Consider the following 11,096-nt stretch of genomic DNA (forward strand, 5'->3'; position numbering starts at 1 on the left):
GCTGCGCGCCACTCACCATGAGGGACTAAGACAGAGCAAGAACGAAGAGGTCCGCCATGAATTTCGACGACACCCCGCAGGAAGCCGCCTTCCGCGAGACCGCGCGCAAATGGGTTGAGGCCAACGCGCCGAAGGAGTTTTTGGCTGAGCTGTCAAAATCCTCGCTCGGCCGCATCCGGCTGGCCAACCACGACATCGTCGATGTCGGCAAGGCCTGGCAGAAGAAGAAGGCCGAAGGCAATTGGGCCTGCCTGCATTGGCCCAAGGAATATGGCGGCCGCGGTGCGACGCCGATCGAGCGCGTGATCTGGCAGCAGGAGGAAGGCGTCTATGGCAAGCTGACGCAGCCGTTCCAGATCGGCGAGGGCATGTGCGGGCCAACCGTGATGGCTTTTGGCAGCGAGGAGGCCAAGCGGCGCCATTTGCCGAAGCTGGCCGCGGGCGAGGAGATCTGGTGCCAGCTGTTCTCCGAGCCATCAGCGGGCTCTGACGTCGCGGGCTTGCGCACGCGCGCGGAGAAGAAGGGCGACAATTGGGTCGTCAACGGCCAGAAGATCTGGACCTCGGGTGCGCACTATTCCGACTACGGACTTTTGATCGCGCGCACCGATCCCAATGTGCCCAAGCACAAAGGTCTCACCATGTTCTTCCTGGACATGAAGAGCCCCGGCGTCGAGGTGCGCCCGATCAAGCAGGCCAACGGCATGCAGGAGTTCAACGAGGTCTATTTCACCGACGTCGTCATTCCCGACAGCCAGCGTCTTGGCGCCATCGGCGAGGGCTGGAGCGTGTCGCTGACCACGCTGATGAACGAGCGCATGTCGATCGGCTCGCGGCTTGCGACCGGCGTCCCGGAGATGTTCGAGTTCTGCTCCAACCTGATGCTGGAGGATGGCCTCGCCATCGACGATCCCGCCGTGCGCTCAAAACTCGCGAGCTGGGCGGTGAAGTCGAGCGGGCTGAAATACACCAGCTACCGCGCGATCTCGCCGCTGTCCAAGGGCGAGCGGCCGGGACCGGAAAATTCGATCGGCAAGCTCGTCTCCGGCATGATGCTACAGGACATCGCAACCTATGCCATGGACCTCCAGGGCGCGGCCGGCGTTCTCACCGGCACGGACGAGGAGACCGTGCAGGGCCAGTTCCAGCAGATGCTGCTGTCCTCGCCTTCGATGCGCATCGCGGGCGGCACCGACGAGATCTTGCGCAACATCATCGCCGAGCGCGTGCTGGGATTGCCGGGCGACATCCGCGTGGACAAGGACGTGCCGTACAACAAGATTCCGACCAAGGGGCGTTGACATCTCGTGTCCCGGACGCGCGAAGCGCGAGCCGGGACCCAAGAGCCATAATAGACAGGCCACAATGGGCCCCGCCTCAGCGCCGCATCACTTCGTGCTGCGTCGCGTCCGGGGCACGAAAGCGAGCTTAAGCAATGGACGCTGCAGTCAATCATAACAACCGCATCGGCGTGCTCGAAGAGCTGCTCAACGAGCGCTACTCGGTGCGCGCCTTCCTGGCCAAGGAAGTCGATCGCGCGACGATCGAGCACGTGCTGACCACCGCCCAGCGCACGGCGTCCTGGTGCAACAGCCAGCCCTGGCAGGTCGTCATCGCCAGCGGCGAGGCCAAGGAGCGTTTCCGCAAGCTGATCTACAAGGAGGCTTCGGGCGGGCTCGGGGACGACTATGATTTCACGCCGCCGCGCGAATATCTCGGCGCTTATCTCGAACGCCGCCGCGAGAGCGGTTTTCAGCTCTACAACACGCTCGGCATCGCGCGCGGAGACAAGATGGCCTATGCCAAGCAGGCGCTGGAGAACTACAATTTCTTCGGCGCGCCGCATGTGGCCATCATCCATACCGACGAGCCGCTCGGCATCTACGGTGCGATCGATTGCGGCGCCTATGTCTCGAACTTCATGCTGGTCGCGCAGGCGCTCGGGCTCGGCACAATTCCGCAGGCGGCGCTCGCGCGCCACTCCGGCCTGATCCGCCGCCATTTCAATTTGCCTGATGATCGCCGCATCGTTTGCGGTATCTCGTTCGGCTATGCCGACAATGCCCACAAGGTCAACAGCTACCGGACGTCGCGTGCGAGCCTGGCCGAGACCGTGACCTTCGTGGACGAGTGATCGAGGCGATGCACGCTTCGTATTGGACGTGATCCCGTTCGCGCGAAAAGACGGCCGCGGATGCGGCCGCCTTCATCGCGGTCTCAGTTCGATTGACGCCGGCCGTCAGCCGCCGCTGCCGCCGATCACGGCGCGAATGGTCTCGTCGGGCCCGAAATCCTCGGCGCCGTCGACATAGAGCAGCGCCGCGAGCTTGGAGCGCGCACGGTTGACGCGGCTCTTGATCGTGCCGACTGCGCAGCCGCAGATCGAAGCCGCGTCCTCATAGGAGAAGCCGGAGGCGCCGACGAGGATCAGCGCTTCACGCTGGTCCTGCGGAAGCTTGTCGAGCGCCGTGCGGAATTCCTCGAACTCAAGATGGGCGTTCTGCGAGGGCTGCGTCTTCAGCGTCTTAGCATAATTGCCTTCGGCATCCTCGACTTCCCGCCGCCGCTTGCGATAGTCGGAGCGGAACAGGTTGCGCAGGATCGTGAACAGCCATGCCGGCAGATTGGAGCCGGGCTGGAACGAGTCGATGTTGGCGAGCGCCCGCAACAGCGTCTCCTGGACCAAATCGTCGGCGCGGTCCGCATTGCCGCTGAGCGAGATGGCAAACGCGCGCAGACTGGGCACGGCCGCCAGGATGTCGTTACGCAGGGAATCCGTGAGAGGCATCAATCCCTCCCATTGTTGTCGTTAGAGCCGCCACCATTTTCCACTTGGGGGGTCGCTCCCGGCGCATCAAGTTTCTTGATCAGTTCCGCGAACCGGTCCGGAACCCCCTGCCGCACCACGTCGTCGTACATGGCGCGCAGCTGGTGCCCGATCCGGGACTGGATCTCCGGAGTGAGCCCTCCCTTGCCGGGGGTCGTGCTTTTGCTGGCTTGAGACTTGAGATCTTTCATGACCTGTTCCACGTTTCCCCGAGTTAAGTAGCTGTAAAATCGAGAAGTTCTCTCAACCGGGAGCCGTTCCCTGGATAGGCTCAATGCGAGCTGCGAGAAAAAGTTCCGCCCCCATGCGGAACTTTTCTTGGTCTGAGGCGTAATCAGCCCAGCAGGGGAACCCGGCCCCCCGCCTAACGCCTGCACGTCAAGGTCGGCCCGAAGATGATATGGAGTGGGGATGTCCCGTTCACAGCTCGTTGCTGAACACTTGCCGTTGTTGCGCCGGTACGCACGCGCCCTGACGGGCAGCCAGTCCTCCGGTGACGCCTATGTCGCAGCCATGTTGGAAGCCATGCTGGGAGATCCGTCGGTGCTCGACGAGAGCCACGGGCCGCGCGCCGGCCTGTTCCGGCTGTTCACCCAAATCTGGAATTCCGTTTCCGTCAACGACGATTCCGAGGTGACGAACCTGCCGATGCCGCCGGAGCGGCGGCTGTCCAACATCACGCCCTTGCCGCGGCAAGCCTTCCTGCTGCTCTCGCTCGAGGGATTTTCGGAAGAAGAGGTCGGCTACATTCTCGGCACCGACGTCGGTGAGACGCGCCGGCTTGCGGATGCCGCAGGGCGTGAGATGGCAGCCGAGATCGCCACTGACGTGCTGATCATCGAGGATGAGACCTTCATCGCCATGGATCTCGAGAGCCTGGTGAAGAACCTCGGCCACAATGTCGTCGGCGTCGCCCGCACCCACGCCGATGCGGTCGCGCTGGCAAAGAACAAGCGACCGGGCCTGATCCTCGCCGACATCCAGCTCGCCGACGGCTCGTCGGGCCTCGACGCCGTCAACGAGCTGCTCCGCACCTTCGAAGTGCCGGTGGTGTTCATCACCGCATACCCCGAGCGCTTCCTCACCGGCGAGCGACCGGAGCCGGCCTTCCTGATCTCGAAACCGTTCCAGCCGGCGATGGTGTCGGCGGTGGCGAGCCAGGCGCTGTTCTTCCAGCGCAACTCCCGCAACCGCGCGCCGAAGGTACCGGCGGCGTAACGAAGGCGCCAGCGCCCGGCATTTTGACGAAATCCGATCCGGCGTGCCGCAAGGTGCGCCGGATTTTTGTTGATCCGGTTGTCACGCTTGACGGCCATCGAATTCGCCGCTCATACCTCGCGCAGCGGCCGTTGCAGCCGCGGTGCCATCGGAGACGTGTTCATGGACCAGCAACTCCTCGATCGCCTCGCCATCCGCGACCTCGTCGAGAACTGGGCGGTGTGGCGCGATGCCGGCGATTGGGAGCGTTTTGCCACCGTCTGGCACGAGGAAGGCTGGATGTCCGCCACCTGGTTTCAGGGGCCGGCGCGGGATTTCATGCGGGTCAGCCAGGAGGGGTTCGCCAAGGGCGTGCGCATCCTGCATTTCCTCGGTGGCTGCAGCATCGATCTCGAGGGGGCGCGCGCCATCGCGCAGACCAAGATGACCATCTCGCAGCGCGCACCGGTGCACGACGTGCCCTGCGACGTCGTCTGCACCGGGCGCTTCTACGATTTCCTGGAGAAGCGGCAGGGAAAATGGGGCATCGTCCGCCGCCAGCCGATCTACGAGAAGGACCGGATCGACCCGGTTGATCCCTCCGCGACGCTTCAGCTCGACCAGAAAGCCCTTGCCGCGCTGCCCGAAGGCTACCGCCACCTCGCCTACATGCAGGAGCTGATCGGCTACAAGGTCAAGCGCGACATGCCAGGCCTCACCGGGCCCGAGGTTGAGAAGCTCTATGCGGAGGGGCGGGAGTGGCTTGCGGGGAAGGCGAACTGAACGCCAGACAAAAGTAAGGCGCGACTGGCATCACCACAGTCGCGCCCTACGTCGCCGGCTTATGGGGCAGGGGGGAATAGCCGGCTGTTGATACGACTCCCGTCCCTGAAAGTCGTTCCAGGGGGTTGCAAAATTTTTCGTGGGGCCATCCTTTTCGCACCCTGCCTTTTCGCACACGGTTAAGTGATCTTAACGCCTGAGAACTCTGGGTCCTCTCCTCGCGTTGTTCCCGCGATCGCCATGGGGCGAGGGACCGACAGCCATGTCACAGATTCAAAAGGTATTTTTAGGCGCCGTCGCGATCGCCGCGACGCTTGGCGCCGTCCAGGTCGGCGCCGTGCAGCTGGCCTCCGGCCATGATCCGGCCGACCGCTGGCAGGCGGTCGCTGACAAGCCGGGCCATAACGTCAATCGCTCCAGCAAAGCGGACCGGCTGGCCGACATCAAGCAGGCTGAGGTTCCGACCCGCACCGTGTCGATGCGGCTGAACGATCTGGCCGACACGTCGGTGCTGCTGCGGGTCCCCGCGGTGATCGAGACCGGCAACGCCAAGCCGCCGGTGTTGCTCCCGGACCAGAAGCAGAGCCGCAAAAAGCCGACGATCGCCTGCGAGCCGATGGTCAGCTCCCTGACCGAGGTCGCAAAGCTGCTCCAACCCGGCCGCTGTGTGACTTGATCGGCTTTGGCCACGGACAAGTCGCCCTCCGCCCGGAGGGCGATTGCTGACGTCTACTTGATCCCCTGCCCCCTCGCGTTATATCCCGGGTTTCTTCCTCTTTGGATTGACCGGGTAAACGCATGACGACGTCAGACACGGCTGTGCATACGCAGCCCTTCCAGGCCGAGGTTTCCGAGCTTCTGCACCTGATGGTGCATTCCGTCTATTCCGAGACCGATATCTTCCTGCGCGAGCTCGTCTCCAATGCCTCTGACGCCTGCGACAAGCTGCGCTATGAGGCCATCGCGAATCCGGCGCTGCTGGGCGAAGGCGACGCGCTCAAGATCCGGATCATTCCGAACAAGACGGCCGGAACGCTTGCGATCGCCGACAATGGCATTGGCATGGAGCGGCAGGAGCTGATCGACCACCTCGGCACCATCGCCCGCTCGGGCACCAAGGCCTTCGTATCGAAGCTCAAGGAGGCCAAGGATGGTCTCGGCCTGATCGGCCAGTTCGGCGTCGGCTTCTATTCCGCCTTCATGGTAGCCGACAAGATCGTCGTGGTGAGCCGCCGCGCCGGCGAGAGCGACGTCTGGACCTGGACGTCCTCGGGCGGCTCGGGCTTCGAGATCGCGCGTGCCAGCGAGGAGGATGCGGGCCGCGTGCAGCGCGGCACCGAGATCGTCCTGCATCTCAAGGACGATGCGAAGAAATATCTCGAAGCTTACGAGATCGAACGTATCGTCGGCGCTTATTCCGACAACATCCTCTTCCCCATCGAGCTCGTGCCTGAAGGGGGCGAACCGCGTCAGATCAATTCTGCGAGCGCGCTGTGGCAGCGCTCGAAATCCGAGCTCACGCCGGAAGACTACAAGAAGGCCTATCAGCAGATCGCCTCCGCCTTCGACGATCCCGCGATGACGCTGCATTATCGCGCGGAGGGACGTTACTCCTACGCCGTGCTGCTGTTCGCGCCCTCGACGAAGCCGTTCGACCTGTTCGAACCGAACCGCAAGGGGCGCGTCAAGCTCTATGTCCGCCGCGTGTTCATCACTGACGATGCCGATCTGCTGCCGGGCTATCTCCGCTTCATCCGCGGCGTCGTCGACAGCGAGGATCTCCCGCTCAACATTTCCCGCGAGATGCTTCAGAACAATCCGCAGCTCGCGCAGATCCGCAAGGCCGTGGCGACCCGCGTGCTGTCCGAGCTCGAAAGCCTGGCGGAGAAGGATCCGGAGAACTTCGCGAAGATCTGGGAGGCCTTCGGCGCGGTGCTGAAGGAAGGCATCTACGAGGATTTCGAACGCCGAGAAAAGCTGCTCGCGCTGTCGCGTTTCACCACGACCTCGGGCGAGAAGCGCTCGCTCAAGGACGTCGTCGCCGGTTTCAAGCCGAACCAGACCGAGATCTATTATCTCGTCGGCGACAGCATCGACCGGCTGAAGTCGAACCCCCGGCTCGAGGCGGCGACTGCGCGCGGCATCGAAGTTCTGCTGCTGTCCGATCCCGTCGACGCCTTCTGGACCTCGATGCCCTCGGAGTTTGACGGCAAGCCGCTGAAGTCGCTGAGCCAAGGCGATCTCAATCTCGACCTGATCCCGCGCGTCGACGAAGCCGACGAGGCGAAAAAGGACGAGCCGCCCGCCGACGAGGCCGCCACCATCGCGGTGATCAAGGCCGCGCTCGGCGAGCGCGTCAGCGACGTCAAGGCCTCGACGCGTCTTACCAGCTCCGCGTCCTGCCTCGTCGCCGACAGCCAGGGCCCGAGCCGCGAGCTCGAGCGCATCCTGTCTCAGCAGAACCGTGGCATGCGCACCAAGCCGATCCTTGAGATCAACCTGCGCCATCCGCTGGTGACGGCGATCACGAAGGCTCAGGCCGGCTCCAAGATGGTTGACGATCTCAGCCTGCTCCTGCTCGAACAGGCGCAGATCCTAGACGGCGAGCTGCCGGAGGACCCTGCGGCGTTTGCGGCAAGGTTGAACCGGCTGGTGTTGCAAGGGCTCGGCGCGTAGCGGGCGCAGTGCACCGCACTCACCTTGCCGTCATCTGCGCGCAGGAACGGTCGCCTCTGCCATGGTGTTATGCCATACGAGGTGGCCGGCATCCGGGCCGCCGACATGGCCGACATGACAGATTCGAGGATTTCTCCATGCGTTTGCCGATCCTGACCCTGACCGCAATTGCCACGCTGTTCGTGGCGGCAGATGCCAGCGCCCAGACCTACGATCCGCGTTACCCGGTGTGCATGCACGTCTATACGCCCGGTAGTTTTGGCGGGGGCGGTGGCGATTATTTCGATTGCTCCTTCACCTCGCTGCCGCAGTGCCGCGCCACGGCCTCGGGCCGCTCGGCAAGCTGCGACGTCAATCCCTACTATGCGTTCGACCAACCCCCGCCGCCGCCGCGCCGGCGCCACAAGAACGTGCACTAGCGATCCGCAACGGCCTTCAGGGGGAATTTTCATGCATCGCTTGTTCGGCCTGATCATGACCGTCGGTGCCCTGCTCACGGCCGCGCCGTCGCATGCACAGACCTTCGATCCGCGCTATCCCGTCTGCATGCACGTCTATTCCGGTGCAAACGGCGGTGGCGGGGAGTGGTACGATTGCTCCTTCACCTCAGTGCCGCAGTGCCGAGCTACGGCTTCCGGCCGCTCCGCCAGCTGCGATCTCAATCCGTATTATCCGTTCAACGCACCGCCGCAGCGCTTGCGCCATCAGCGAGGCGGCTAGGGCTCACCGCCCGTTCGGCCGTCAATCAGACGGAGTATGCAGGGCTAGCTGCCGTGGGGCGCCTCGTTGGCCGCGGTGACGATCGCGTCGGTCAACTGCCAGGTCATCTTGTCCGTGGTCCAGTCGCTTGCGTGCAGCCTGCTGTCGTCGCCCGGGTCGACCATGCGGTCGAACGAAATTCTTGCAACGTCGTGCCAGCCCTTCATCAGCGCGAAGCGGCGAAAGACGTTGACCCGCTTTGCATGCGCGATCTCGCTGATCGCTGCGACCATCGCGTTCGCCTTGTCGGCCTTGGCCGGCGTCAGCACCGCCGGCCCATATTGCAGATCCATTAGGATGACGTCGATCCCTCCGTCCACAAGCAGCTGATCGACGCCGTCAGCGATGGCCCTCCTGGTTTCGTCGAAGGTCGGTGGATTCTGATCGGCCGATTGCCACACCGCATTGGTGCCGACCTGCCAGATCACGAGATCCGGCTTCTGGTCGAAGACGTCGTGCTTGAACCGCAAAAGCTCCTTGGGAGCCTCTTCGCCGCCGACGCCCCGGTTGATGACATCGATCCCGGGCTTCGGAAATATGCTCCGAAGGTCCGCCAGCAATCGTTGCGGATAGGGCGCGATGCCTCCTTCGCCCGCCGTGGTCGACGAGCCGATCGCGACCACCTTGACCTGTCCGCGCCTCAGGCCATTGGCAAAATTGGTCAGCGGCTGCTCGAACGGCGCGGCCTGGACGGGAAATTCAGACGAGCCGAGAGCCACAGGTCGTCTCCCTTTCGCAACCGGGACAATGCAGGGTCAAAAAGACTAACCCGTTTGCCCGGAGCCGCCTAGCCTCACGCCCCGACAACTGGCTTTGCTATTGCAAGAACTGCCAGGCGGCGCACCTCGATCGCCTCCGGTTTGGTAAAGGATCACTAGAGTTAATCGTGCACTAACCCGGTTTTACCTTGTCTCTTAACATCTGGGCAGGGCGTGCGAGCTAAGCTGCCGGAAACCCGCAGACACGTAAAGAATGAACGGCATGACAACCGGCGTCATCGAGCAACCGAAAGCCGCGCGCGCACCTTCGGCTTCGAAAATCTGGCTGAAGGCGATCGAGCTCACCGCACGGATCGAGACGTTGCCGGGCCGGCTGTTCGCCGATGTCGTCGACGATTGGGCGCAGCGCCAGCCAGATCGCGTTGCGCTGACCACCGATGACGCGAGCCTCGACTATGAGGGACTTTCGAAACGCATCAATCGTTATGCGCGCTGGGCGCGCTCGGCCGGTGTGGCCAAGGGCGGCACTGTCGCGCTGATCATGCCGAACGGCATCGATTATGTCGCGGCCTGGCTCGGCATCAGCCGCGTCGGCGGCGTGGTCGCGCTGATCAACACCAAGCTCGTCGGGCACTCGCTCGCGCATTGCGTCGGAGTCGCAAAGCCCGCTCACATCATTGTTGCGCATGAGCTTGCAGCGGAGCTGTCCGGCGCGTTGCCGCACTTGAAGACGGAAGCAAAGGTCTGGACCCACGGCGATGCCCGCAGCGAGCGTCCGATCGATGTCGCGCTCGACGCCCTCGATGACCGGCCGCTTTCGCCGGACGAGCGTGGTGACGTCACCATCGACGACCGGGCCCTGCTGATCTACACGTCCGGGACGACCGGCCTGCCGAAAGCCGCAAGCATCAGCCACCGCCGCATCCTCAATTGGGGCTTTTGGTTCGCCGGCCTCACCGGCGCGACGCCGCAGGACCGGCTCTACGATTGCCTGCCGCTGTTCCACTCGGTTGGCGGCATCGTGGCACCATGCAGCATGCTCGCTGCCGGGGGCTCGGTTGTGATCGCAGATAAATTCTCAGCCTCGAATTTCTGGCCCGACATCGTGCGCCACGACTGTACGCTGTTCCAGTATATCGGCGAGCTCTGCCGCTATCTGCTCAAGGCGCCGCCGTCGGAATACGAGAACCGGCATCGCCTGCGGCTCGTCTGCGGCAACGGCCTACGCGGTGACATCTGGGACGATTTTCAGGCGCGTTTCGCCATTCCGCGCATCCTCGAATTCTACGCGGCGACGGAAGGCAATTTCTCGCTGTTCAACGTCGAGGGCCAGCCCGGCGCGATCGGCCGCGTTCCGCCGTTGCTTGCGCATCGTTTCCCTGCCGGTCTCGTCAAGCTCGAGCCCGATAACGGCGCCCCGCTGCGCAATGCGGAGGGGTTTTGTATCCCCTGCGCGCGCGGCGAGGCCGGCGAAGCCATAGGCCGCATCGGCACGGCGGATGAGGGCGGCGGCCGCTTCGAGGGCTACACCGAGGCGAGCGAGACCGAGAAGAAGATCCTGCGCGATGTCTTTGCCAAGGGCGATTCCTGGTTCCGCACCGGCGACCTGATGCGGCTCGACGAGAAGGGCTTCTTCCACTTCGTCGACCGCATCGGCGACACCTTTCGCTGGAAGGGCGAGAACGTCGCGACTTCGGAGGTCAACGACGCCATGCGGGGTTTCACTGGCGTGATCGACGCCACCACCTACGGCGTCGGCATTCCCGGCACCGACGGCCGCGCCGGCATGAGTGCGATCGTGGTGAACGAAGGCTTCGCCGTCGAGGCACTGCCCGCCCATCTCGCACAGCGCCTGCCCGCCTATGCTCATCCCGTCTTCATACGCATCTCGCGCGAGCTCGATGCGACCGAGACGTTCAAGCAGAAGAAGGGCGAGCTCGCGCGCGAGGGATTTGATCCCGGCGCGGTCTCCGATCCGCTGTTCATGCTGGACCCGAAGACCGGCGCCTATGTCGCGCTGGACGCGGAGACGTATGCGCAAATCAACCAGGGTACGATCCGGCTCTAGCCGCGCGAAAATCCGCCAGATAGGTCCAATTTTATCCGAATTGTCCAAGAAGCCATTTACTTCTGTC

Annotated in this window: 12 protein-coding genes; 9 read left to right on the forward strand and 3 right to left on the reverse strand. The window is 63.7% G+C overall.

Features of this window, described 5'->3' with window-relative positions:
• Positions 1 to 56: 56 nt before the first annotated feature.
• A complete protein-coding gene (locus IVB13_RS26520) occupies positions 57 to 1,301 on the forward strand; it encodes an acyl-CoA dehydrogenase (protein WP_247490901.1) in 1,245 nt (414 codons plus the stop codon).
• Between the two features lie 134 nt (positions 1,302 to 1,435).
• Positions 1,436 to 2,134, forward strand: a complete 699-nt coding sequence (locus IVB13_RS26525; protein ID WP_018453292.1) for a nitroreductase — start codon at positions 1,436 to 1,438, stop codon at positions 2,132 to 2,134.
• A gap of 105 nt (positions 2,135 to 2,239) precedes the next feature.
• Here the strand turns inward: IVB13_RS26525 and IVB13_RS26530 are convergent, their stop codons facing one another.
• Both IVB13_RS26530 and IVB13_RS26535 read right to left on the reverse strand, forming a co-directional pair.
• Positions 2,240 to 2,788: a sigma-70 family RNA polymerase sigma factor gene (locus IVB13_RS26530; RefSeq protein WP_007597240.1), complete on the reverse strand. Its 549-nt coding sequence runs from the start codon at positions 2,786 to 2,788 to the stop codon at positions 2,240 to 2,242.
• The gene (locus IVB13_RS26535) at positions 2,788 to 3,018 is read right to left on the reverse strand and encodes a NepR family anti-sigma factor (RefSeq protein WP_026232505.1); all 231 of its coding nucleotides are present in this window, start codon (positions 3,016 to 3,018) and stop codon (positions 2,788 to 2,790) included. The genes IVB13_RS26530 and IVB13_RS26535 overlap by 1 nt, the downstream gene beginning before the upstream one ends.
• 220 nt (positions 3,019 to 3,238) lie before the next feature.
• Between IVB13_RS26535 and IVB13_RS26540 the strand changes: the two genes are divergently transcribed.
• The 6 genes from IVB13_RS26540 to IVB13_RS26565 all read left to right on the forward strand — a co-directional run bounded on the left by IVB13_RS26540 (position 3,239) and on the right by IVB13_RS26565 (position 8,203).
• The gene (locus IVB13_RS26540) at positions 3,239 to 4,045 is read left to right on the forward strand and encodes a response regulator (protein WP_007597237.1); all 807 of its coding nucleotides are present in this window, start codon (positions 3,239 to 3,241) and stop codon (positions 4,043 to 4,045) included.
• Between the two features lie 162 nt (positions 4,046 to 4,207).
• The gene (locus IVB13_RS26545; RefSeq protein WP_026232506.1) at positions 4,208 to 4,807 is read left to right on the forward strand and encodes a nuclear transport factor 2 family protein; all 600 of its coding nucleotides are present in this window, start codon (positions 4,208 to 4,210) and stop codon (positions 4,805 to 4,807) included.
• 262 nt (positions 4,808 to 5,069) lie between these two features.
• The gene (locus tag IVB13_RS26550; RefSeq protein WP_018453296.1) at positions 5,070 to 5,483 is read left to right on the forward strand and encodes a hypothetical protein; all 414 of its coding nucleotides are present in this window, start codon (positions 5,070 to 5,072) and stop codon (positions 5,481 to 5,483) included.
• 122 nt (positions 5,484 to 5,605) lie between these two features.
• A complete protein-coding gene (htpG, locus tag IVB13_RS26555) occupies positions 5,606 to 7,483 on the forward strand; it encodes a molecular chaperone HtpG (protein ID WP_247299309.1) in 1,878 nt (625 codons plus the stop codon).
• 137 nt (positions 7,484 to 7,620) lie between these two features.
• The gene (locus IVB13_RS26560; protein WP_018453298.1) at positions 7,621 to 7,902 is read left to right on the forward strand and encodes a DUF3551 domain-containing protein; all 282 of its coding nucleotides are present in this window, start codon (positions 7,621 to 7,623) and stop codon (positions 7,900 to 7,902) included.
• Positions 7,903 to 7,933: 31 nt separating this feature from the next.
• Positions 7,934 to 8,203: a DUF3551 domain-containing protein gene (locus IVB13_RS26565; protein WP_007597230.1), complete on the forward strand. Its 270-nt coding sequence runs from the start codon at positions 7,934 to 7,936 to the stop codon at positions 8,201 to 8,203.
• A 44-nt stretch (positions 8,204 to 8,247) separates the two neighbouring features.
• On the opposite strand, the gene IVB13_RS26570 is transcribed toward IVB13_RS26565, so the two are convergent.
• Positions 8,248 to 8,961, reverse strand: a complete 714-nt coding sequence (locus IVB13_RS26570) for an SGNH/GDSL hydrolase family protein (RefSeq protein WP_247490903.1) — start codon at positions 8,959 to 8,961, stop codon at positions 8,248 to 8,250.
• 253 nt (positions 8,962 to 9,214) lie between these two features.
• Between IVB13_RS26570 and IVB13_RS26575 the strand changes: the two genes are divergently transcribed.
• The gene (locus IVB13_RS26575) at positions 9,215 to 11,029 is read left to right on the forward strand and encodes a long-chain-acyl-CoA synthetase (protein WP_018453300.1); all 1,815 of its coding nucleotides are present in this window, start codon (positions 9,215 to 9,217) and stop codon (positions 11,027 to 11,029) included.
• The last annotated feature ends 67 nt before the right edge of the window (positions 11,030 to 11,096 follow it).

The sequence above is a fragment of the Bradyrhizobium sp. 17 genome, assembly GCF_023073515.1.
GTDB lineage: Bacteria > Pseudomonadota > Alphaproteobacteria > Rhizobiales > Xanthobacteraceae > Bradyrhizobium > Bradyrhizobium canariense_D.